The 24862-nt window shown below is 47.0% G+C and carries 21 protein-coding genes; 18 read left to right on the top strand and 3 right to left on the bottom strand.

All coding sequences use genetic code 11. The annotated features are described in order from the left end of the window. Positions 1-187: 187 nt before the first annotated feature. From DWX43_RS21460 to DWX43_RS21420, 9 genes are all read left to right on the top strand, one after another. Positions 188-3028, top strand: a complete 2841-nt coding sequence (locus DWX43_RS21460) for a glycoside hydrolase family 3 C-terminal domain-containing protein (RefSeq protein ID WP_118621797.1) — start codon at positions 188-190, stop codon at positions 3026-3028. Then, a complete protein-coding gene (locus DWX43_RS21455; protein ID WP_109731307.1) occupies positions 3021-3311 on the top strand; it encodes a hypothetical protein in 291 nt (96 codons plus the stop codon). Before DWX43_RS21460 ends, DWX43_RS21455 begins: the two co-directional genes overlap by 8 nt. A 211-nt stretch (positions 3312-3522) precedes the next feature. Then, a complete protein-coding gene (locus DWX43_RS21450; protein ID WP_118621796.1) occupies positions 3523-3873 on the top strand; it encodes a type II toxin-antitoxin system Phd/YefM family antitoxin in 351 nt (116 codons plus the stop codon). Further along, the gene (locus tag DWX43_RS21445) at positions 3873-4238 is read left to right on the top strand and encodes a type II toxin-antitoxin system RelE/ParE family toxin (RefSeq protein WP_109731305.1); all 366 of its coding nucleotides are present in this window, start codon (positions 3873-3875) and stop codon (positions 4236-4238) included. Before DWX43_RS21450 ends, DWX43_RS21445 begins: the two co-directional genes overlap by 1 nt. A gap of 103 nt (positions 4239-4341) precedes the next feature. Beyond that, positions 4342-4584, top strand: coding sequence for a preprotein translocase subunit SecG (secG, locus tag DWX43_RS21440; protein ID WP_009003784.1), 243 nt, complete (start codon positions 4342-4344; stop codon positions 4582-4584). Between the two features lie 92 nt (positions 4585-4676). Beyond that, the gene (gene rnr, locus DWX43_RS21435; protein ID WP_118621795.1) at positions 4677-6833 is read left to right on the top strand and encodes a ribonuclease R; all 2157 of its coding nucleotides are present in this window, start codon (positions 4677-4679) and stop codon (positions 6831-6833) included. A 28-nt stretch (positions 6834-6861) separates the two neighbouring features. After that, positions 6862-7329: an SsrA-binding protein SmpB gene (gene smpB / locus DWX43_RS21430; protein WP_109731302.1), complete on the top strand. Its 468-nt coding sequence runs from the start codon at positions 6862-6864 to the stop codon at positions 7327-7329. A 248-nt stretch (positions 7330-7577) separates the two neighbouring features. Next, positions 7578-10136, top strand: a complete 2559-nt coding sequence (locus tag DWX43_RS21425; protein WP_118621794.1) for a YhgE/Pip domain-containing protein — start codon at positions 7578-7580, stop codon at positions 10134-10136. Further along, positions 10133-12313, top strand: coding sequence for a YhgE/Pip domain-containing protein (locus DWX43_RS21420; RefSeq protein ID WP_118621793.1), 2181 nt, complete (start codon positions 10133-10135; stop codon positions 12311-12313). Before DWX43_RS21425 ends, DWX43_RS21420 begins: the two co-directional genes overlap by 4 nt. 78 nt (positions 12314-12391) lie before the next feature. Here DWX43_RS21420 and DWX43_RS21415 read toward each other — a convergent pair whose 3' ends face one another. Beyond that, a complete protein-coding gene (locus DWX43_RS21415) occupies positions 12392-14392 on the bottom strand; it encodes an FAD-dependent oxidoreductase (RefSeq protein WP_118621792.1) in 2001 nt (666 codons plus the stop codon). A 194-nt stretch (positions 14393-14586) separates the two neighbouring features. On the opposite strand from DWX43_RS21415, the gene DWX43_RS21410 reads away from it, so the two are divergent. Further along, complete coding sequence (locus DWX43_RS21410) at positions 14587-15471, top strand: LysR family transcriptional regulator (RefSeq protein WP_118621791.1); 885 nt, start codon at positions 14587-14589, stop codon at positions 15469-15471. Here DWX43_RS21410 and DWX43_RS21405 read toward each other — a convergent pair. Further along, on the bottom strand, positions 15468-16214 hold the full coding sequence (locus DWX43_RS21405; protein WP_118621790.1) for a TraX family protein: 747 nt from the start codon (positions 16212-16214) through the stop codon (positions 15468-15470). The genes DWX43_RS21410 and DWX43_RS21405 overlap by 4 nt on opposite strands. Positions 16215-16348: 134 nt before the next feature. Further along, positions 16349-17233 (bottom strand): LysR family transcriptional regulator, encoded by an 885-nt coding sequence (locus DWX43_RS21400; protein ID WP_118621789.1) that lies wholly within the window; start codon positions 17231-17233, stop codon positions 16349-16351. 191 nt (positions 17234-17424) lie between these two features. On the opposite strand from DWX43_RS21400, the gene DWX43_RS21395 reads away from it, so the two are divergent. The 8 genes from DWX43_RS21395 (at position 17425) to DWX43_RS21360 (ending at position 24710) form a co-directional block, all read left to right on the top strand. Further along, positions 17425-18300, top strand: a complete 876-nt coding sequence (locus DWX43_RS21395) for a shikimate dehydrogenase (protein ID WP_118621788.1) — start codon at positions 17425-17427, stop codon at positions 18298-18300. A gap of 43 nt (positions 18301-18343) precedes the next feature. Continuing rightward, on the top strand, positions 18344-19555 hold the full coding sequence (locus DWX43_RS21390) for an MFS transporter (protein WP_118621787.1): 1212 nt from the start codon (positions 18344-18346) through the stop codon (positions 19553-19555). A gap of 44 nt (positions 19556-19599) precedes the next feature. Continuing rightward, complete coding sequence (aroD, locus tag DWX43_RS21385; RefSeq protein WP_347559315.1) at positions 19600-20370, top strand: type I 3-dehydroquinate dehydratase; 771 nt, start codon at positions 19600-19602, stop codon at positions 20368-20370. Beyond that, positions 20371-20868 (top strand): TRAP transporter small permease, encoded by a 498-nt coding sequence (locus tag DWX43_RS21380; RefSeq protein ID WP_118621785.1) that lies wholly within the window; start codon positions 20371-20373, stop codon positions 20866-20868. It abuts the gene before it with no gap. 1 nt (position 20869) lies between these two features. Continuing rightward, a complete protein-coding gene (locus tag DWX43_RS21375; RefSeq protein ID WP_118621784.1) occupies positions 20870-22159 on the top strand; it encodes a TRAP transporter large permease in 1290 nt (429 codons plus the stop codon). Positions 22160-22183: 24 nt separating this feature from the next. Continuing rightward, a complete protein-coding gene (locus tag DWX43_RS21370; RefSeq protein ID WP_118621783.1) occupies positions 22184-23203 on the top strand; it encodes a TRAP transporter substrate-binding protein in 1020 nt (339 codons plus the stop codon). A gap of 218 nt (positions 23204-23421) precedes the next feature. Further along, a complete protein-coding gene (locus DWX43_RS21365) occupies positions 23422-24408 on the top strand; it encodes an aldo/keto reductase (protein ID WP_118621782.1) in 987 nt (328 codons plus the stop codon). 95 nt (positions 24409-24503) lie between these two features. Further along, positions 24504-24710, top strand: a complete 207-nt coding sequence (locus DWX43_RS21360) for a hypothetical protein (protein WP_147356323.1) — start codon at positions 24504-24506, stop codon at positions 24708-24710. Positions 24711-24862: the final 152 nt, after the last annotated feature.

Raw genomic sequence — 24862 nt, 5'->3', positions numbered from 1 at the left:
CAAGTGCAAATCATACCGTTATGTGTACCAGTTGTACCGGCTGAATTTGTTTTTGTACCAGCTAAAATCCGTTGGTGTCAGAAATATTGCGTATGTGCTTTATATTTAATATACTCTCCTCATCAAGTAAAGAAAGGAGAAAAACGGGTGGAAAAGCAAATGAAAAAATGGATGAGGAGGAAACACAATGAAAAAATGGATGCATCCTGTTAAAAAGAAATTCGGAGTCATTGGCTCCATTGCAGTGTCGCTGCTGATGATTATCATGATCGTCGCAAATATCGGTCTGACACGGTATGCAGATACGATCACATATTACTGGAACCTGAATAAGCAGGTGACCGGGGGAAACAGTTCAGAGGCATCAGAAGAAGAAAAGACGGCCACCTTTAATGAGGCACGTGATATTACGAAGGAAGCAGCATCGGAAGGGGTGACGCTTCTGAAGAATATGGACAATGTACTTCCGATGGATACCGACAAAATCAATGTATTCGGGTACCGCAGCGTCGATATTGTATATGGCGGTGCCGGAAGCGGGACCACAAGCGGAAGTGCGGAGAATGAGACCTTGAAGGAATCCTTTGAAAATGAAGGGCTTACGATTAATGAGGACCTTTGGGATTATTATTCCGGGAAATACACGGAAAGCGCGGAGTGGGATGTCTTTAATCCGGACGGCGCAGATTTTTCTGTTTATGACAGCAAGTGTACGGATGTGTCCGAACATATTGATACAGCAAAGGAATTCAGCAATACCGCGGTAGTAGTTCTTTCACGTGTAGGCGGAGAAGGACAGGACTGCCCGCTGGATATGAGTGAGTATACAGATGTGGGCGGTGACGAAGGGAAACACTATCTGGAGATCCAGAGCTGTGAGCAGGAATTGCTGGATCTGGTGAAAGGAAACTTCGAAAATGTAATCGTATTGATTAATTCCTCTCATGCAATGGAACTTGGTTTTCTCGAAGACGAAGGGATTGACGCGGCACTTCAGATCGCGGGACCGGGGGCAACCGGCCTGAGAGGTGTTGCCGATGTTCTGATGGGAACCGTGAATCCGAGCGGCCATCTGGTTGATACCTATGCATACGATTTAAAGAGTGCTCCTTCCTATTATAATATGGGAGACTGCACTTACACGGACTATGATACAAATATGTCCAATAAATATTTCTATTTCGAGGAAAATATTTATACAGGCTACCGCTGGTATGAGACGGCAGCAGTGGACGGCACTGTGGTTACAGTCGGGGATACAACCTATGATTATAAAAACTATGACAGCATCGTACAGTATCCGTTCGGATATGGACTAAGCTATACCACCTTCGACTGGAAACTTATAGATTCACAGGTTGACGGGCAGGGGGGCAATATTACCTGCAAGGTGGAAGTAACCAATACAGGGGATACGGCCGGCAAAGATGTCGTCCAATTATACTACAGCGCACCGTATACAAAGGGCGGAATTGAGAAATCGGCAGTAAATCTGGGAGCGTTTGCCAAGACAGATGAACTTCAGCCGGGTGAGTCCCAGACACTGGAACTGACAATGGTATTCGATGATATGGCATCCTTTGATGAAAAAGGAAATGGATGTTATGTGATGGATGAAGGTACTTATACATTTACACTGCGTACAGATGCACATACAGTAAAGGAAGGACAGAGCTTTACTTATGATCTGGCCGGACAGATTATTTACAACGAGGAAAACGACGGCAAGAGATCTACAGATGAAACGGCGGCTGTAGTGCAGGATGAATTTCAGGACGCAGCAACACTGGAGACAAACATGACCTATTTAAGCCGTGCAGATTTTGCCGGAACATTTCCGAAGGTGGAAAGACGTCTGAACCCGACTTCTGTTCCTGAGGAAGTCAAGGCAAGATTAGAGGCTAACGGCCCCGGATCTTCAGTTATGGATATGGATGATGATTCCGTGGAAATGCCTGTACTTGGGGCGGACAACGGATTGACGATCAATGACATGATCGGTCTGGACTATGACGATGAGAAGTGGGAAGACCTTATGGACCAGCTTACGTTAGATGAGCTGACAGTACTGTGCGGAAATTCCGGGTGGTCCACCCCGCAGATAGACTCCATAGAAAAACCAGAGACGGTCGACATCGATGGCCCCCAGGGATTAAATGGATTCAGCTTTAATGATCTTGGACTGAAAATGAACACATATGTATCAGAAGTCCTGATGGGCATGACATGGAATGTGGAGCTCGTTGAAAAAATGGGCAGCATCTATGGGCAGGAAGCAATCAACTGGGGAATTGCCGGTTTGTATGCCCCTGCGATGAATACACACCGTTCTCCATTCGGTGGAAGAAACTTTGAATACTTTTCAGAAGACCCGACCCATGCCGGTATGTTTGCGGCAGCAGAAGTGTCAGGGCTTCAGGGGCAGGGCGTATATGTATATGCGAAACATTACCTGCTGAATACACAGGATACTAACCGGGATGGTGTCGCAAACTGGTGCAATGAACAGGCACTTCGCGAGGTGTATGCAAGACCTTTTGAACTCGCAGTGAAACAAGGGGAATGTACCGGACTTATGACGGAACTGGGACGAATCGGAACCTCATGGAGTGGTGCAACTTATGCATTATGTACCGTACTTCCACGTGATGAGTGGGGGATGAAGGGGAAGGTGATCACAGATGGTGTAGGACCGGGAGGTTCCTATTACATGCTCCCTGACTATGCACTCCGGGCTGGAAATGACATGATGCTGACAAAAGCCAGCGGTGACTGCGGCTTTACGTCTGCCACATTGAAGAGCGGTTTTGGTGTAACAAAAATGAGAGAATCAGCAAAGAATATCCTGTATGTATATGCAAACAGCGAGGCACCGAATATGTATACATACGAAGGCGGATTCTCAAACTGGATGTGGTTCTGGATTCTGGGAGATGCCATACTGGCCGCTGGAATGATCGCGCTCTTTATGTGCCTGCCGTTCAGGGCGTGGTGCTGCAACAAGAAAAAGGAGGATGACAATGAGTAAAGTAACAGGGAAAAAAGCGAACGAACTGATTCACAATAACGGACTGAACTTCATCTGGCTGGTTCTGCTGCTGACAAGCGCATCCTTTGGAATTGTGTCACTGGCTATTATGATTCTGGCAGTGGGAGACGTGCAGATATTAAGCTGGTCCATCGGATATATACTGACATCCGGAACGAACGACGCGGTACGTATGCCAAGCATCATAGTAACCGTGATCTGTGCTGTGATATTTATATTCTGCCTGTTAAAAAACAAGATTATCAGGGCGGTTGTAAAATAAGCTTCTAATGTGGCAGGAAGGTCAAAATGCTGGGAAATCTTCAGGGTTTCTCAGCATTTTTTTTGTTTTTAACGAATTCCCAGAAAAATATCCCGGTATTAGCCTGAATTGAATATGCAAAATATTATAGTAAATAATAGTTAAAATAATAATTAAAATATTGATTTAAATAGTACTGCGTTATATAATAAGAAAAAAAGGAGATAACAATATGAGCCCAACATTATTAGATTTTACAGAGAAACTTGTGCCTGTTTCGGACTTTAGTCAGGGAAAAGCCGGTAAGATATTTAGTGATGTCGCTGAAAATAATAGTGAATACATCGTTTTGAAGAATAATCAGCCGACTGCAGTAGTAATTTCTGTTGCACAGTATAAAAACTTACAGACACGACTTGCAAAATTTGAGAGACTGTTAGAAATGGCCGAGAACATTAAGCTTCTCAGACTGGCAGAAAACAGGCAGGACAGCCATACCACAGATTTTGAGTCACTGGTAGAAAAAGAAGGATTTTCAATGGAAGAATTAACCGCGATTTCGGAAAGTGTTGAGATTGAATAATGGCTTGGAAGATACGGATTACTGATGAAGCGAAAAAAGAATATGAAAAGCTGGACCGCGGTATCAGGAAACAAGTCCTCGCAGGAATTTTAAAAGTATCGAAAGCACCGCTGCCCAGTCCGAATGGATATGGAAAGCCATTGAGAAACAAAAGAGGAAATAACCTGACCGGCTTTTTTAAGATCAAATACCGGGGAATAGGCATCAGGGTTGTATATACACTAGTGCCTGATAAAATTGTAATGAATATTGTAGTGATTCTTGAACGGGATGATAATTACTGTTATGATCTGGCAGTAAAGTTATATGAAAAATATGGAGATAATCTATTTCAGGATATATTTGCGACACTGGATAAATTATAATTAAGAGTATCATAAAAGTATGCTTAAAACTCGGAAAAGTTATTGCAAATACTTCCCATCTGTGGTAAGATAATTGTGGTTTATTCACAGGAGGTGGAGATTGATGGATATTTTAAAGATTATTTTGACGATTATATTTGTTATAGATTGTATTGCACTGTCAGCAATTATTCTTCTGCAGGAAGGTAAGTCGGCAGGTTTGGGAACGATCAGTGGTGCAGCGGATTCCTACTGGGGACAGAATAAAGGACGTTCTATGGAAGGCGCTCTTGTAAAGTCCACGAAGTTCCTTGCCATTTTATTTATGGTTCTGGCACTGGTTTTGAACCTGGGTGTATTTAACTAAGAGGATAAGATGATGAACACTCTATAAAATATAGAGTGTTTTTTCTTTATATAATAGAGATAATAGAAAGATAGAAGAAAGAAGGTGAGAATTTGGACCAGACATTTGAAAAGAGAAAAAAAGTACTGTACGATTTCATTTGTGATGATTTTTATATACCGATGAAGATAAAAGAGATAGCGATCGTGCTTCAGATTCCGAAGGAGCAGAGAGGGGAACTGAAGGAAGTTCTGGATGCTTTAGAGGCAGAGGGGAAGATCTATGTTTCTAAAAAGGGAAAGTATGCAAAAGGACAGGCGAAGCGCCTGACAGGAACGTTTCAGGCGAATGCCAGAGGTTTTGGTTTCGTACTTCAGGAAGGTGAGGACGAGGATGTCTTTATTTCGGAAGATAATATAGGAGGCGCGTTCCAGGGGGATGAGGTCGAATTCATTATTACGAAATCACCGGACGGAAAAAGGAAGGAAGGCAAGATTGTCCGCATTCTTTCACACGGAACAACGAAGATTGTGGGCCTTTATGAAAAGTGTAAGAATTTTGGCTTTGTAAGGCCTGATAACCAGCGTGTGCTGAAGGATATTTATATTCCGGAGGGTAAGGAAAAGGGAGCCATGACGGGTCATAAGGTCGTGGTGGAACTGATGTCCTACGGCGGTCAGGATATGAAGCCGGAAGGGAAGGTCATCGAGATTATCGGACACATCAACGATCCGGGAACCGATATTATGTCCATAGTGAAAGGATATGACCTCCCGGTGGAGTTCCCCGAAAGAGTGATGAATCAGGCTGAGCGCGTGGGCAAAGAGGTATCAGAAGCGGACATGGCAGGAAGAATGGACCTGCGTGACTGGCAGATGGTAACCATTGACGGAGAAGACGCGAAGGATTTGGATGATGCAGTTTCCCTGACCTTGGAAGACGGCAGCTACAAGCTGGGCGTCCACATTGCCGATGTGACGAATTATGTTCAGGAGAAGAGCGCCCTGGACCGTGAGGCATTGAAAAGAGGGACAAGTGTTTATCTTGCAGACCGGGTGATCCCCATGCTGCCGCATGTGTTATCTAACGGGATCTGCTCCCTGAATGCAGGTGAGGACAGGCTGGCACTGAGCTGTATCATGACGATTAACCAGAAGGGCGAAGTCATTGACCACGTGATTGCTGAGACTGTGATCAAAGTGGATGAGCGCATGAGCTATACAAGCGTGGCAGAGATACTAAAAGAACAGGCAGACGATAAGCTTCCGCAGACGGAAAGCGAAAAATACAGTACATTAGTCCCGATGTTTATGAAAATGGCGGAACTTTCAGGAATCCTGAGGGAAAAGCGAAGGAAAAGAGGGTCCATTGATTTCGATTTCCCAGAGACAAAGATGGTGCTGGATGAAAACGGCAGACCGATAGATATTAAGCCTTATGACAGAAACGCCGCGACTAAAATGATTGAGGACTTTATGCTGATGGCTAATGAGACCGTGGCCGAGGAGTACTATTGGAGGGAACTGCCGTTCCTTTACCGTACACATGAACAGCCGGACGAGGAGAAGATTAAGAAGCTGAGTCTGTTTATCAATAATTTCGGCTACCACATCCATGTGGGCAACAGCGAGATAAAGCCAAAGGAAGTACAGAAGCTGCTCGGAAAAGTCGAAGGAACACCGCAGGAAGCGCTGATCAGCCGCCTTGCACTTCGTTCCATGAAGCAGGCAAAGTATACACCTGAGAATACAGGGCATTTCGGGCTGGCCGCAAAGTATTACACACATTTCACGTCACCGATCCGGAGATATCCGGACCTGCAGATTCACAGGATTATCAAAGAGAATCTAAGGGGCAGGATGAATGAGGACAGGATCGGCCACTATGAGAGTATCCTTCCGGGTGTCGCAGCTCAGGCCAGTGACAGGGAGCGAAAAGCAGAGGAAGCAGAACGCGAGACAGTCAAACTGAAGAAAGTAGAATATATGCAGGACCGGATTGGAGAAGTGTTCGAGGGGGTTATCTCAGGCATTACCAAATGGGGTGCATATGTGGAGCTGGAAAATACAATCGAGGGTCTTGTACATGTCACCAATATGCGTGATGACCATTACGATTACAGGGAAGACCAGTATGAGCTGATCGGAGAACACACAAGAAATGTATACAAACTGGGACAGAAAGTTATGGTGCGTGTGCTGGGTGCAGACCGGCTGCAGAGGACCATTGATTTTGAGTTCTGCGGGGATGATCAGGAATATGACGGCTAATTATTAAAAAAGACGCGGGGGAAGTGCTATGGCTAAGACAGAAGGCAAGCTGATTGCCAATAACAAAAAAGCATACCATGATTATTTTATACTGGAGAAATATGAGGCAGGGATCGTCCTGCACGGGACAGAGGTTAAGTCGCTGCGTATGGGGCAGTGCAGTATCAAGGAAGCATTCATCCGAATTGAAAACGGAGAAATGTTCATTTATGGAATGCATATCAGCCCGTACGAAAAAGGAAATATTTTCAATAAAGACCCGCTGCGTGTGAGGAAACTTCTTCTTCATAAGAATGAGATCAATAAGATATTCGGCAAGATGAAGGAAAAAGGAAATACACTCGTGCCGCTGCGTGTTTATTTCAGCGGCAGCCTTGTCAAGGTTGAGCTTGGGCTGGCAAAGGGGAAGAAGCTTTATGATAAGCGGGCCGATATTGCGAAAAAGGACCAGAAACGCGAGGCGTTGAGAGACTTTAAAGTGCGGAATATAGGATAGGCGGCGGACCGGGACCGGGCCGCGTAAGGAACTGAAAGTAGTACAGGATATCCCGAGGGGACCTGTACTGCTTTTTTTATGCATAATAAGTTCATGTATAAAATTATGACCATTCGTCATTTTAACAATAGATTTTCTGTCCTGCTTCTGGTATACTTTACCTGATACATTGTCACACGGCAGTCGCGACAGTGGCATATACAGTTGTGTACGGCATTGTACCGGTTAAAGACAGGAGGTTTACCGGCATGAAGAAATCATTACAGATTTTTAAAAGAGATATACAGCGGCTTTTCCGCAACAAAGTTGCTATGATTGTAATGGCGGGCGTTTGCGTCCTTCCATCCTTGTATGCATGGTTCAATATTGCAGCCAATATGGACCCATACAGCAATACCCAGGGGATCAGGGTGGCAGTCGCGAATAATGATAAAGGATCAAAAAATGAGGTGCTGACCCTGAATGCAGGGAAAAGCATCGTGGATAATCTGAAGAAGAATGACCAGCTGGGCTGGACATTTGTCGATGAAGAGAAGGCAGTTAAGGGTGTCAGGTCCGGGAAATACTATGCGGCAATTGTGATACCTGAAGATTTCAGCAGTTCGCTTTTAAGTATCATATCCGGTAAGCCTAAGAAACCGGAACTTTCCTATTATATTAATGAAAAGAAGAATGCGATTGCCCCGAAGATTACAGATACCGGGGCCGGTACTGTGCAGCAGGAGATTAATGACACATTTTCTTCCGTAGCAGCTGAGACGATATCGAAGCTGATCCGGTCATCCGTGACAAAGATTTCGGGTGATATGAATCGTATGGATACAGACGTCATGGCTATGCTGTCTGACGTTCAGGATAATCTGGGACAGTACCAGACGGTGCTGAAAAATTTTCAGGATACGGCAGGGAGCAGCAATTCTCTGATACAGGATACACTTGCCACGTTAGATGAAGTAAAGTCGGCGGCAGATTCCGGTTCCCGGGCATTTGAAGATGCGGCGTCGGTATTGGAGAACAGCCGTAATTCAGTGGGAGATTTTTCACTTGTATTTTCCCAGAGCCTGTCCGATGGGGAGAACCGTCTGAACCGCATTTACGGGTCTGCCTCCGATAAACTGAGTTCTCTGAAAACACAGGCAGATACTATTAACGGTGTGATTGGCAGCGGGATAGATTCTGTAGAAAACCTGTCAGAGATTAATGGAAAACTTTTAGAGGAGCTTTTACAGCTCAATGACAGTCTTCAGGAAAAGCTTCCCGGTGGCGTCACGGATGAGGCAGCAGGTACGGTCAGTCAGGCTATATCCGGACCTCAGGACAGGAACATGGAGTACCAGAATCTTCTGACCTCCCTGAAGGAGGGGAATGCGAATATTGCCGAAGCGCTTGATACCGCTGAAAATACAAAGAAAACGCTGGAATCACTTGTATCCGGGAGCCGCCAATCCATGCAGGACTACCGTGAGACCTTTGACCAGACGCTTTTGCCGCAGCTTAACAAGTCACTGGATTCATTCTCAACAGTGAGCGGGGGGTTGTCTGCCACCTTGTCCGGCATCCCTTATTCTGCGGATCAGTTGAAGGAGATTTTAAACCAGCTGGACGAAAGCCTGGATGACAGTCTGGAAGCCCTGAGCCGGACCGGGGAGGCAGTCTCTTCTCTGGACGGGCAGATTGCCCGGATTTCGACCGACCTTAAGGTGCTTCAGGGTTCGGACGCTTACCAGAAGTTTTTATCACTGGAAGGATTGGACGCCGATTCTATTGCAGGATTTATGGCATCCCCTGTTACGATCCGGAGTGAAACGCTTTACAGTGTGAAAAATTACGGATCATCCATGACGCCGTTTTATACGAATCTGGCGCTCTGGGTAGGGGGAATCGTCCTGATTGCGATTCTGAAGCTGGAAGTGGACCGGGATGAGAAGGTTCCTAAATTTTCACCGGCCAGCGCCTATTTTGGACGATGGATGCTGTTCATGGTGCTCGGGCTGATTCAGGGGCTGATCGTATGTCTCGGGGATTTATGGCTTCTAAAGGTGCAGTGCCTTCACCCGGCTGCATTTGTGGCAGCAGGAGTCTTCTGCTCCTTTGTCTATGTAAACCTGATCTATGCATTGTCGATTGCATTTAAACATATCGGCAAGGCACTGTGCGTCGTGCTTGTCATTTTACAGATTCCCGGTTCAGCGGGAACGTATCCGATCGAGATGACACCGGCATTTTTTCAACGTCTTCATCCGCTTCTTCCGTTCACCTATGGAATCAATGCCATGAGGGAAGCGATTGCAGGGATGTACGGGCATGAGTATATGAAAAATCTGCTGTGCCTCGCGCTTTATCTGCCGATTGCCTTTTTGATCGGACTTGGATTCAGGAAACTGCTGATGAATCTAAACTATCTGTTCGACAAGAAACTTGCCGAGACGGACCTGATGATCTGCGAGACAGAGGCTGTTAATCAGGAAAAGACGCAGGTATCCCTTGTCATTAAGGCGCTGATGGGAGAGGAAACACTGCGGGAAGAACTGGTTGCGAAGGCGGCAGCTTTCGAGGCGGGATATCAGAAGCAGATACGCATCGGTTTTGCGGCTATGATCATTCTGCCGGTGATTTTCCTGATCCTGATGTTCAGCATTGAATCCAAGATTGTATTTCTTGTGCTGTGGATTGCCTCCATTATCGTGATTGCCGTATATCTGATCATTCTGGAATATATCCATGAACGCTTAAAGAGGGAGACTGAACTGGGGGCTCTTTCAAGAGAGGAACTGCTAAATGCAATGAAAGGGAGGGATGATGAGTGAAAAACATACTGAATATTTTTAAACATGATGTACAGCGTTTTCATAAGAACGTCATCGCATGGATCGTGATTCTGGGAATCACGGTTGTCCCGGCCCTGTATGCGTGGTTTAACATTGCGGCAAGCTGGGACCCTTATGAGAATACTAAGGATCTGAAGGTGGCTGTCGCGAGTGCCGACAAAGGATATGAGGGCGAATTGCTTCCGGTCAGGCTGAATCTGGGGGATAATGTACTTTCGGCGCTTCGGGAAAACGAACAGCTGGACTGGACCTTTACGAACCGGGATAAGGCCCTTGACGGCGTGAAATCCGGTAAATACTATGCGGCCATTGTCATACCGGAGGATTTTAGCAAAAATCTGATGAGCCTTTTTTCCAGTGATGTCACGAATCCGGAGATTATTTATTATTCCAATGCCAAGGAAAATGCGATTGCACCGAAGGTCACAGATAAAGGGGCAAGTGCAGTCCAGACACAGGTGAAGGAAGTGTTCATAGAAACGATTTCGGATACCGCGCTTTCGGCCATGCAGACTGTGGCAGATACTGCCGATGCAAAGGGGACAGATTCCATAGTGGCGGCCTTGATTTCCAATCTGGAAAAGACGTCCTCCGATCTGGCTGCAGCTTCAGGGACGATACAGGCATTTGCGGCAATGACAGACTCGACACAGCAGATGCTGGAAACAACGGCTGCATTCTTAAAGCAGTCAGGGGATCATTCCGACAAAAGCCTCGAAACGCTGGAACAGACAGAGACGGCTTTTTCAGATATGCGGGGGGCGGTCTCAGGAGCGACGGACGGCATTAATCAGGCACTGGCGGACAGCGGAAGTTATTATGAGCAGATTGAGTCTGCCATACGGGATGCCCTGTCCGCATTGTCATCGGACACATCTGCGGCGGCAGATACACTGGATACGCTGGCGGGAAAAGTAGGGACGATGATAGATGCCTATCAGGCGCTGAGTGATACGTTTTTGGTACTGGGGGAGGAACACCCGGAACTGGCACCGCTGACGGGCAAGATCACAGGACGCATGAACGAGTCTATTTCTGTGCAGGAGACCCTGCGTGACCGGCTTTCAGGTACCGCTGCTTCCATAAGGAACCACGGGGAAAACGCAGCAGGTTCCCAGGAAGAACTGAACCAGCTGTTACAGCAGAATGCCCAGAGTCTTGCGGATGTAAAAGCAGATTATGAGCAGAATGTAAAGAGTAGTCTGGATGGACTGTTTGGCTCACTGGGGGATACAAAAAGCAGTATATCCGGACTTCTGAAACAACTGGATGACTGTGCCGCGGGTGTCTACAGCCTGTCAGGCCCGGCATCCTCCGATCTGTCGCAGATAAAAAAGACGCTGGGCACGTCAGGTGAGCTGCTTGACCAGGTATCGTCCAGACTGTCAGCAACTGTGGAACAGCTGAAAAAAGCCCGGGACAGCGGCGATTTCGGAACACTTGAGAATATCATCGGCGGCGATACAGATAGCATCAGTGCTTTCCTTTCTGCCCCGGTGAATCTGGCGACAGAGAAATTGTACCCAATCGAGAATTACGGCTCTTCTATGGCGCCGTTTTATTCCACACTTGCTATCTGGGTGGGAGGGATCGTGCTTGTCGCGATGCTGAAGGTGACGGTATCTCAGGAATCACTGAGGGGAATGAATAAAGTAAAGGACCATCAGATGTATTTGGGACGCTACATCCTGTTTCTGATCATCGGCCTTATGCAGAGCGGGCTGATCTGTCTGGGAGACCTGTTTTATCTGGAAATTCAGTGCCGGCATCCGTTTTTATTTCTGCTGGCGGGATGGGTGACCAGTATCGTATATGTAAATATCATCTATACACTGACGGTTTCTTTCGGGGACATCGGGAAAGCGATCTGCGTCGTGCTTCTCGTCATGCAGGTGGCGGGCTCAGGGGGGACTTTCCCGATTGAGGTGGCACCGGCATTCTTCCGGAAAGTCTATCCGCTGCTTCCGTTTACACACAGCATGGCGGCTATGCGGGAATGCATCGGCGGGATGTACGGTATGACTTACATCAAAGAACTGGGGGCGCTGGGGGTCTTCCTGATCTTATCCCTGATACTGGGACTGGTACTGAGAAAACCGGTGATCCGCCTGAATGAAGCATTTACGGAAAAACTGGAGAGTACGCATTTAATATAAAGCAACAGGTTGTTTAAAAAATCAAAAAGAGCAATACCATGCCTGACGGCTGCGGTATTGCTCTTTTCGTCATTTTTTCTAGAGATATCCCCGTTTTTCAAGTGTATTGAGAATATTCCGCCCTTCTTCTGTTCCTTCGATAATTCTTCTGGCACGGACACTGTCCCCGATGTTGACAATCTCGATTTCATTCTCATCATCGAAAGCATCCCTGATATTCTGGAGGATCGGCTGGCTTGCTTTCATTCCCAGACAGACAAATCCATAATCAAACGGCAGTTCTTCAAGGCCGTCTTTTGTTTCCACGAGGAAGGAATCAGCCCGCACTTCTTTGAGCGCCGTGTTTGGCATCTGACGGACATGGTGCTGTTCCATCAGCGCAAAAGTGCCTGTTTTGGAGACCGGGTCGATTCCGTTGCCAATCACCGGCATCATTTCCACGATGCTGACTTCGGCGCCTTTGGGGGCAAAGTATTCTACCACATCCAGTCCGACGGCACCGCCGCCGATCACAACTACTTTTTTTCCGGTAAGATCCTCCGGATATTCGCCGATATGGCGGATCATATTCAGGATAGAGGAAACTTTCCCCCCTTCCTTGTCGATATGCTCCATCAGCCCCGGGATCGGCGGGAGCAGCGGGGTGGAGCCGGTTGCATTTACAATGATGCTGGGCTTTAAGTTGCGGATAAAGTCCACAGACGCTTCCGTGCCTGTAAATACAAACAGGTTTTTCAGTTTGGATGCGCGGTGGATCAGGTAATTCGGGAAATCGGCCAGCCGCTTCTTGTCAGGAATCTTTGAGATTTCCGCAGCCAGTCCCCCGAGGTAAGGTTTTTTCTCGATCAGGAAGGTGGTGCATCCGACTTCCGCCGCGGTGCATGCTGCTTCCATCCCGGCAGTTCCCCCGCCGATTACAACCACATTGCATGGCCTGCTGACGTGCTGTTTTTTATAGATTTCCCCGTCAGGTACTGCAGGGTTGACAGTACAGCGGATCGGACGGTTAATGCCGATACGGTTGCCTGCACAGCCGATGTTGCAGGAAATACATTTACGGATATCACAGATGTCGCCGAATTCTACTTTATTGACCCATTCCGGATCGGCAATCAGGCCGCGCCCCATACCGATGATATCGGCGTCGCCCCTTGCGAGGATATCTTCTGCCACCTTCGGGTCACGGATATTTCCCATAGTAACACACAGCTTGCCGTATTTTTCCTTCACGGCCTTCGCCATATAGGAACGCCATCCGTCAGGCAGGAAATTGGCATCAATCTGATACTGGATGGATGCGTTCAATCCGCAGGAAACATCAATCACATCGGCTTCCTCCTGAAAATACTGGAGATAATCGAGCGTGTCTTCCAGTGTATTGCCGCCTTCCAGAAATTCATCTGCGCTGATGCGGAGGAAGATCGGGAAGAACGGTCCGACCTGCGCACGGACTTCTTCCATAACCATACGTGCGAATCTGGCGCGGTTTTCAGCAGAACCGCCGAATTTATCTGTCCGGTGGTTATACAGTGGTGATAAGAACTGGCTGATCAGATAAGAATGTCCCGCATGTATTTCGACCGTATCAAAACCGGCGATCTGTGCGCGTTTTGCCGCCTCTCCGTATTTTTTCACAATCCTTAAAATCTCTTCCTCTGTGAGCGGTCGCGGAATCTCCCCGCCTGCCTTGGACGGAACATCGGAAGAGGACACCGGCTGCATATTTGTACGGGCAGACTGTGCGGAAGCCCCCGCATGGTTGATCTGGATGCCGATACATGCGCCGTGCTTATGTACCGTCTCCGTCAGTTTAAACAGTCTTGGGATATAGTTGTCATGGTCGATCCGAAGCTGGGTTGTTCCGTTGGAACCTTCCGGTGAATCAACACTGGCGTTCTCTACCATAATAAGGCCGGTTCCGCCCTTTGCCCTCTGTTCATAATAATTAATATGGAGAAAACTCATCTCTCCGCTCTGCTCACCATAATTAGTCCCCATCGGTGTCATCATAATACGGTTCTTCATAGTCATGCGACGTACGGTGAGAGGTTCAAAAATATGTCTGTAACTGCTCTTCATAAAATAGGACCTCCTGTAATCCAGATATAATAGTAAAAGAGAGGTTGTTTGATATATCATTAACAATCTGTTTGTGATTCGTATTATAGGGAAAAATAACTCATTAAACAAATGCATGTTTTTGATAAAAATTATAGATAAAAACTATGAATTGTGATATTTTGTATAAAAGGACGTAAAAGGAGGCCATTGTTATGAATCTGAACCAGCTGCATTATTTTACGGCGCTTGCCCGGCTGGAGCATTATACGAAGGCTGCGGAGGAACTGGGGATTACCCAGCCAAGCCTGAGCCATGCGATGAATTCTCTCGAGAAGGAGCTGGGAACGAAGCTGTTTGAAAAACAGGGGAGGAATGTAGTACTGACGAAATATGGAAGGTTTTTTCTGAAGTATGTGGAAGAGTCTCTGCAGATTTTAGATATAGGGATCAAGAAGACGCGTTCCATGACCGGACAGAATGAGGGCAGGATAGAGCTGGCTTATATTTATACTCTGGGGAGTGAATTTGTCCCCCAGCTTGCAGGGGATTTTATAAGGACTTTTGAGGAGATGAAAGTAACATTTCACTTTACAGTAGGAAATACCTACGAGATTATCCAGGGACTGAAAGAAGAAAAGTATGATATTGCATTCTGCTCTATGCTGGATAAGGAGCCATCGATCCAGTTCACGCCGGTCGGGACACAGCGGCTTGTGGCAGTCGTACCGAAAGGACATCCGTTGTCGGAACAAAAGGCCGTAGACCTTGAGCAGGCTGCCGCCTATCCGCAGATTTATTTCACGGAGAACAGCGGTCTCCGCCCTGTGGTAGACAAACTTTTTGAAAATGCACACCTGACACCAAAGATTGCATATGAGATAGAGGAAGACGGGTCTATGGCCGGGCTGGTAGCCCAGAATTTCGGCATTGCCATCATGCCGGATATTCCGGTCCTGAAACAGCTGAACGTGGATGTTCTCGACATCCGTTCTCCGCAGCAGGTCCGGTATATTTACATGGCACAGGCAAAAGAAAAATACCAGGCCCCTGTGGTCCGCCGGTTTGCAGACTTCGTAAAACGCCGGCAGTTCGTTTAGAAAACAAAATTAGCCAGATAGAACAAAAGGAACGTGTGAACCGGATAAAAAATATAGAAAAAATACTTCATGCCGGGGCCCTTCTGCTGGTTGAAACGCAGCATAAACGGCAGGGCCAGTATCATGAAACACTGAATGGCCATCCCGCCCGCCAGCATTTCTGCGCTGAACTGGTACAGGCAGAATAGGGTGTACATGGCACAGAACAGCTCCCTCTTTTCTTTCAGGTAGTACATCAGCACTCCGAGTACGACAAATTCAAACCCGTACTCGTTTAGCGCCAGATTTGGTATGATCCCGGTAATCGTGTCCCCGCTCATATCGCGCAGGAAAGGTAAAAAGTTCGGCAGGCTGTAATATAGGACCTGTACTGCGAACATGATTCCCACGGCCAGAAACCCTTTGCCGGGAGCTTTTTTAAATAATTCGATCGTGCTGATACAGACGCCGACAAGGAACATGGAAAGAAAAATATTATGATTTCCATAACCTGCTGTAGTGGCGAAATGAGCGTCTATGGCGTATCCGAACAAGGTCATAAATACACTCATAAGATACAGGCGGATCAGGTATTTTGTCCGGCTCCTCGTATAATGGTAGCCCCAGACCATACAGAATAAAAACAAGGGGTAAGATATTCTGCCAAGCATGCGAAGCAGCATAGGCGTCCCCTCAAAATAATATCCGATATGGTCGATGACCATAAAGCAAAGAGCGATCATTTTTAAAACAAAAGTACTCATGTAAAAACTCCTCTGATCCGGCGGTGAATTCTGCCCTAATTGTGTCTAAGAAAATTTTACCATCAGTAAAGCCGCAGGTCTACTTAAGAAATCCTTAATAATATCTAAGAGGTTTGTAAAGAAAAAAGGCACCGTTATAAGTGAGTGCCTTCTTTGCGTATGAACTGGATAAAATTCTTGACAGCCGAGATCAGGTAGTGTTCCTTCTTGTATGCCATATAAACAGTGTGTGTGAAACCTGCCCCGGAGAGCGGCAGTACGCATACGTTTCTTTCTCGTATCAAATCCACATCGGCTACGAGTGCGATTCCGAAGTCTTCCGCGACAAGAGCAGAGATTGCGTTCTCGTCGGGGGATTCACAGATGATATTCAGGGAAAGGTCATGGGTCTGGTATATGCGGTTCGTAAACTTGCCAAGGCCGGAAGTGCGGTCATACCCGATGATCGGGTAACGCTCCAGATCCTTCAGGCTGACGGAACCTTGTTCCAGAAGAGGGTGGCCCGGCGGCGTGATGACGACCATCTTCTGGTTAATGATAGGAACGAACTGAATATCCGGCTCATTTTCCACATAGGAGCCAAAGATGACATCATACCGGTCGGCCTTCAGTCCGTTGATCATATCCCCGGTGTGACTCTGGTGAAAACTGAAAGTCACACTGCTGTTCTTTTCTTTCTGCAAAAACTTCCGCACCATATGCGGGATATAGCGTCCTGCAAGGGGGAACACATAGGCGATATCCACATGCCCCTCGTTCCCTGAGAGCTGGCGCATTCTTTCGGCTGCAAGGTCTGTCTCATGCAGGATCCGGTCCACATGTTCCAGAAAAATCTTCCCATATTTAGTCAGCCGGACATTCCTCCCTGACCTTTCAAATAATATAATATCCAGTTCTTCTTCCAGAACGGCCATTGAGCGGCTCAGGCTCGGCTGGGAGATATTCAGGTCCGCGGCTGCCTGGCGGAAGTGCTGGCATTGGGCAACCTTCTGAAAATAAAGTAGTTGATTGAGTGTCATGAGCAGGCCTCCTTTTTGTATATATTTTATCATAAATGATAGTTTAAATCTATCAAAAAAGTAAGAAAGTTGTATTAGAACTATCGGTTGTGATGAACTATAATGTGATTAAAGAGGTTGTTTAATAATTAACAAACAAAGTTGAGGCAGAAGTAAAAGAAAAATGAGATAAGAATAAGGAGATTAAGAAAATGGCAGAAAGAATTACAGGACATACTGAATTAATAGGTTTAATGGCGTATCCAATCCGTCATTCAAGTTCACCCGCTATGCAGAATGAAGCGTTTGCAAAACTGGGGCTGGATTATGCATACCTCGCATTCGAGGTAGACAATGATTCACTGGAGGATGCTGTCAAGGGTCTTCGTGCATTAAAGATGAAAGGTTCCAATGTATCCATGCCAAATAAAACAGTGGTACATAAATATCTGGATAAGTTATCACCTGCGGCAGAAATGTGCGGGGCGGTCAACACGATTGTCAATGAAGACGGCGTGCTGACAGGGCATATTACAGATGGAATCGGTTATATGGAAGCACTGAAGGATAACCATATAGATGTCATCGGAAAGAAGATGACGATTGTAGGGGCTGGCGGTGCCGCAACAGCGATTGAAATCCAGGCTGCCCTGGACGGTGTAAAAGAAATGTCCATCTTTAATGTAAAAGATAAATTCTGGGGAAATGCCGAGGAGACTGTGCGCAAGATCAACGAGAACACTGAATGCAGGGCGGCGCTCTATGATCTGGCGGATTTAGAACTGTTAAAGAAAGAGATCGCCGGCAGTTATCTTTTTGCAAATGCAACCGGCATGGGGATGAAACCGTTGGAAGGGAAGACTTATATTCCGGACAAATCATTCTTAAGGCCGGACCTGATCGTGTCAGATGTCGTTTATTTCCCAAGAGAGACAGCGCTTCTTAAGATGGCAAAAGAAGTCGGATGCAAGACGATGAACGGACTCGGCATGATGCTGTTTCAGGGGTCTGCGGCCTTTGAACTCTGGACAGGCCAGCCGATGCCGATAGAATATATGAAAGAAATACTGGATATTAAATACGAGTAAGTAATACGATAACCATTCGTTGAAAGGAAAGAGAGGAAAAACAATGAGTACAGCTGTAAGCAAAACAGGCAGAAAGTTATACCCGAGTGCATTTATACTATATTTAAACTATTTCATCCACGGAATCGGATGTTCCATCTTAGGACAGCAGGTCATGAAAGAGGCACTGGCCGCACAGTGGGGAACAGCGGACGACGCGGTCACACTCGTGGCTGCGGCACTGGGACTCGGACGTTTGATCACACTGCCATTTTCCGGACCGATCTCCGATAAAATGGGACGCCGTGTCAGTTCCCTGATCGGGATATTCTCCTATGCGGTCTTCTTCTTCGGGGTTGCATATTCACCAAACATGCAGGTTGCATACGCGGCGGCAATTCTCGGAGGAGCCGCGAATTCATTTCTGGATACTGGTGTGATCCCGGCCTGTGTAGAGATTCTGGAACCGCGTTCCGGGCTGGCAACCATGCTGACCAAGTTCTTTATCTCCATTTCACAGCTCTTACTGCCGTTCATGCTCGGATTTGTGGCAGCGGCAAATATGTCATACAACACGATTTTAATCGCAGCGGCGGCCGTAATTCTGGTGATCGGTGTGTTAACTTTTAAGATACCGATGCCGGCACAGGAAAAAGCAGCTGACGGAAAGAACGAATCTTTTATACAGAATCTGAAACATGCAAAGTTCACCCTGGAGAGTGTGGCCCTGATTGCAATTGGATTTACCTGTACTGCAACATTCCAGCTCTGGCTGAATTGTGCGCAGAAGTTCGGGACAGAGATCGCAGGCATGAAAGATGCCAGCATTATGCAGACATGGTATTCCGCAGGAACAATTGTAGCAATACTGCTTACTTCCGTACTGGTAACAAAATTTAAACAAGTTCGTTTCCTTGTAATTTATCCGGCAATTGCCACAATGATGCTGATCATCGTATATATTGTAAGAACTCCGATGATCTGCCAGATCGGTTCCTTCGTGATCGGATACTCAGCGGCAGGAGGGGTGCTCCAACTGGCTACGGCGACAGTTAACGATCTGTTCCCGAAGATCAAAGGTACGATTACAAGTATCATCATGATCGCATCCAGCCTTTCCAACTATACGATTCTTTCCGCGGCCGGAAAGGTAAGTGCATCCAGCGGTCCGCAGGCAGTCATTACAATGAACATCATCATTACAGTAATTGGAGTAATTCTGGCGTTGTTTGTCAACATGCGTTATGGTAAACTTGTAGATAAAGTTGAAAATTAGTGAGTAAGTTGTGGATAACTTAGAGTGCAGATAAAAGGAGAATGATTATGAATCCAGTAAAAGTAAGAAATGTAGAGATAGGTACAGGAATCCCGAAAATATGTGTTCCGATTGTCGGTGTAACAAGAGAAGACATCTTAAAGGCGGCCCGTGAGATGAAAGAGCTTGGTGCTGACGTCGTAGAGTGGCGCGTAGACTGGTACGAGGATATCTTTGATGCAGAGAAGACAGAAGGCACCATGAAGCAGCTTCGTGAGGCACTGGGGGAGATCCCGCTTCTGTTTACGTTCCGTACTTCCAAAGAGGGAGGGGAAAAGGCAATTGAAACAGATGTTTATGTAAAACTGAACCAGGATGCCGCGAAATCGGGCTATGTCGATCTGGTAGATGTGGAAGCGTTTACGGGGGATGAAGCAGTGAAAAGTGTCGTGAAAACGGCCCATGAATGCGGGGTAAAGGTTATCGCATCCAACCACGATTTCCACAAAACACCAGACCAGAAGGAGATTGTTTCCCGCCTGTTAAAAATGCAGGAGCTGGGGGCGGATATTCCGAAGATCGCAGTCATGCCGCAAAATAAAAAGGATGTGCTGACACTCCTTGCGGCAACGGAGGAAATGGCTTCCGATCATGCAGACCGCCCGATCATCACCATGTCTATGGCAGGTACTGGTGTTATCAGCCGCCTGTGCGGGGAAGTGTTCGGTTCTGCCCTGACGTTTGGGGCGGCCGGGAAAGCATCCGCGCCGGGACAGATGGAAGTAGAAGAACTGAGAACCGTTTTAGGTCTGCTGCATAAGAGCTGGAGAGATTAAATGAAAAAGATTTTACACTGGCTGAATGAAAATTTAGAAGAAACACTGATGGTGCTGTTCCTTGCGGCTATGACAGTCATTATGGGGATTCAGGTGTTCTCGCGCTATGTACTGGGGGCCTCTCTGTCATGGTCTGAGGAGCTGACCAGGTATATTTTTATCTGGGCAGGGTTCTTAAGTGTCAGCTATTGTACGAAAAAATGTATTTCTATCAAAATAGAGCAGTTTGTAGCGCTTTTTCCGAAAAGGGGGAAGGCGCTGTTTAAAGTCGTAAACCATACGCTGGAATTGGTATTGTTCCTATACCTCATCCCCTTTGCATGGCAGTATCTGATGTCAGCCGTCGCAAGCGGACAGACAAGCCCTGCTTTAGGACTGCCCATGTATTATGTACAGGCGGCGCCACTTGCAGGTTTTCTGCTGACAGCTTTCAGGGTGCTCCAGCGGTGGATTGTAGAATGGAAAGTCGTACTGGGAATGAAGGAGAAAGGAGCATAAGATGCCGGCAGTTGTTGTATTTATCATTTTTGTTATATGTCTTGTAATCGCAATTCCGGTGTCTATCTCACTTGGAATCGTATCAGTCCTGCCTGGGGCTTTTGATGCCTCTTTTACGGCAGGAGGCACCTATGTAATCCGGTCCATGCTTGGTGGCCTGGACAGTTTTCCGCTTCTGGCGGTTCCGATGTTCGTTCTGTCCGGTATTATCATGGCGCGCGGAGGGATATCCAGAAAACTTTTCGACGTGTTTGCATTTTTCATGGGAAAACGTACGGCGGGGATGCCCTGTGCCGTGATTGTAACCTGTCTCTTTTACGGGGCCATCTCCGGTTCTGCCCCGGCTACGGTTGCAGCGGTCGGGAGCATGACCATACCGATTCTCACCGAAATGGGCTATGACAAGACGTTTTCTACGGCGGTCGTGGCGGTTGCGGGGGGACTTGGCGTCATCATACCGCCGAGCATCCCGTTTATCATGTATGGAATGGCTTCGGGCGCCTCTGTCAGCGACCTGTTTCTGGCAGGTATCATACCGGGACTGCTTATCAGTGCGCTTTTGATGTTTTATGCTGTCTATTACTGTAAAAAGAATGGGGAAAATCAGGAGAAGAAGCAGAAAATGGTGGGGGTACTCCATGAAAAAGGCTTGCTGTATGTTTTGAAGGACAGTTTTTTTGCACTGCTCAGCCCGGTGATTATTCTTGGCTGCATTTACAGCGGGGTTGCATCCCCGACAGAAGCTGCGGTGATTTCTGTCTTTTATGCACTGGCAGTCAGCATGATCGTGTACAGGTCTATTACAGTAAAAGACATATGGGCAATCATGGTCGAGGCAATCCGGACATATACGCCGATTCTCTTTATCCTGGCGGCTTCCGTGGCATTTTCACGGGTACTGACGCTGATGCAGGTGCCTCAGGCAGTTAGTGCGTGGATACTGGAACACTTTACGAGTCCGGTCCTGCTTCTGCTTGTAATCAATGTATTTCTGCTTCTTGTGGGAATGGTGATGGATACGACTCCGGCAATCCTGATCCTGACGCCGATCCTGCTTCCGATTGTGTCAGAGATCGGCGTAAATCCTGTGCATTTTGGCGTGATTATGGTTGTAAATCTGGCAATCGGATTTGTGACGCCGCCGATCGGGGTCAATCTGTTTGTGGCAGGTTCTCTCACAGAACTGCCGATTATGGAGATTGCAAAAAAGGCAATGCCGATGATCGTATATTTTCTGGCTGCACTGCTTGTGATCACGTTTGTCCCGGCAGTGAGTCTGGCGCTTTTGTAGCGGGAAGGGAGTAGTAAAAAGAGTATGAAACGATGGAAATGTCTTCCGGCATTCTCCCGTGCGGCAGGTGTGCTCCTGACAGGTGTGCTTTTTGCGGCGGTATTGACAGGATGTTCAGAGAACAAAAATACAGAGCAACGGTTTGCTTATCCTCTTGCGACCGGAAGTCCTGAGGATACGGTCACCCAGATATATGCAGAGAAGTTTGCGGAGGAAGCAGGCCGGTTAAGCGGCGGCAGAATTAAGATCCAGGTCTACCCGAACAGTGTTCTCGGAGGCGACAGAGAACTGCTGGAAAGCTGCTATGACGGGGATATCCCGTTTGTCGTCCAGAATACCGCCCCTCAGGTGAACTTTATTCCGGACACGGCAGTTTTCGATATTCCCTGTGCATTTGAGACACTTCAGGAGGTACGCGAAACAGTGGATGAGGAATCGTTTATGGAGCTGATGCGTAAGTCCTACCGGGAAGCCGGATATGAACTGCTTGGATATTCCGACCAGGGCTTCCGGGTCATGTCTACCAATAAGGCAGTGGACAATTTTGCGGATTTTAAAGGCCAGAAGATCCGGACGATGGAGAACAGCTACCACATCGACTTCTGGAAGTCTTTGCATGCCAATCCGGCCCCGATGAGTTACAGTGAGGTATATATCGGGCTTCAGCAGCATACCATCGATGCACAGGAGAACCCGTATGAAGTCATCGTGTCCAACAGGCTCTATGAACAGCAGGACTATGTGGTCGAGACGAACCATCTGCCGCACCTGATTTCCCTGATCGTCAGTGAGGAATTCTATGCAGAACTTTCCAAAGAAGATAAGGATATCCTGACCGAAGCACAGAGACGTGCACAGGAATATTCCCGGAACGCCTCGGATGAACGGATTGCTGAGAAGATTAAGGTAATCGAAGAGAGTGGGACAAAGATCATAACGCTGGATGAAAGTGTGCGTAAAGAGATGATCGATGCGTCGCAGCCGGTTTATGGGGAGATCGCAGAAGTAGTATCGGAAGGGGTGCTGGATGCGTATCTAAAGTAAACAGAAACGAATTTGGGAGAAGCCGGAGTTTTCATGTCTAAACAATTAGATATGAAAACTCTGGTTTTTACATTTTATGAGAGTAATTATTGACATGTATGAATAAAACTGTAAAGATAGTAAATAGAAACGTATGCAGAAGGTATAGATTCACCTTGTTGAAGCAGTGGTTTCAGATGAGGGAAGACAAGCAGGATAACAATACAGGAGGTGCGATAATGAAAGAGTTAGAAATCGGAAAAAGTGGAATCAAAGTGCCGTTTTTAGGCCTCGGGACATGGGCAATCGGAGGCGGCTCCTGGTGGGGGGACAATGAAGAACAGGAGTCCATATATACCATACAGGAGGCCATAGACAGAGGCATACGCTGGATAGACACGGCTCCGGTCTACGGCCTTGGTTACAGTGAGAAGGTAGTTGGCAGGGCATTGGAAGGCAGACGAGACAAGGTGATACTTTCTACGAAGTGTGCACTCGAATGGGATCATGAGACACCATGCTTCCATAAAGAGGTAGACGGCACAAAGGTCTACCGCGACCTGTCTAAAAAAAGTATTATGGAAGATGTCGACAGAAGTCTGACCAGCCTGAAAACAGACTATATCGATATCTGTTATACCCACTGGCAGTCACCTGACCGCGCACTCTACCCGTTGGAAGAAACGATGGACGCCCTGATGACTTTGAAAAAGCAGGGGAAAATCAGGGCAATCGGCGCCTCTAATGTGACCGCACAGGACATTGAAGAATATTGCAGTTTCGGACAGCTGGATGTAATACAGGAAAAATACAGCATTCTGACAAGAAGGGTGGAAGCGGAACTGGCTCCGGTCTGCAGGCAGTATGGCGTGTCCATTCAGGCATACTCCCCTCTGGAGCAGGGGCTTCTGACTGGAAAAGTAACAATGGATACAGAGCTCTCACCCAGAGATGTCCGGAATTACAATATATGGTGGGAACCTGGGAGCAGGTTAAAAGTGCTGAACATGCTGGAAGGGTGGAAACCCTATTGTGAGAAATATAACTGTACCCCGGGAAATCTGACAATCGCGCTTACATCAGAGATGCTTGATGGGGTCCACGTACTGTGCGGCGCCCGGAAAATCGTTCAGGTGCAGGATAATGTAAAGGCCATGAAGCTGGTGCTGGAGGCGGAAGATATCGAACAGATGAAGGCGGACATATCACGCGTATTGCGGGATTAGCAGGGCATGGCCCCCAATATTATGGTACAAGTAGAATGCTTTTGATTATCGCATATGCTATACTTTATTCAGACGAAATGAAAGGAGCAGTGGATATGGACGATAGTCAAAAACTGGATTTTATATTAGCCAATATGGTAACCAGAGACGATCTGGCTAACATGGCGACGAAGGATGATTTAGCGGACATGGAAAACGGTCTGTTGAAAGAATTTCATACGGTTAGGGTGTGGAATAGGAGCATGATGGACATGATAGATCTGCAGAACCGTTTGACCAGAGTGGAGGCTAAAATCTGTTAAAACCAAAAAGGAGATGTCTATGGAAAAAGATGAAGAGGGGTCCTGCCATTTTCTATTTGATCGTTAATTTTTGGAGTTTACTTTAAGAAAACCTAAAAAGGGGCTGTCGCAAAATTTGATATGCTCCCTTCTAGGTAGACAAGTGAAATAAT

It is taken from the genome of Clostridium sp. AF19-22AC (assembly GCF_003479085.1).
GTDB lineage: Bacteria > Bacillota > Clostridia > Lachnospirales > Lachnospiraceae > Faecalicatena_A > Faecalicatena_A orotica.
Note: the sequence above shows the minus strand (reverse complement) of the source record. Positions and strands in the feature narration are given on the sequence as shown.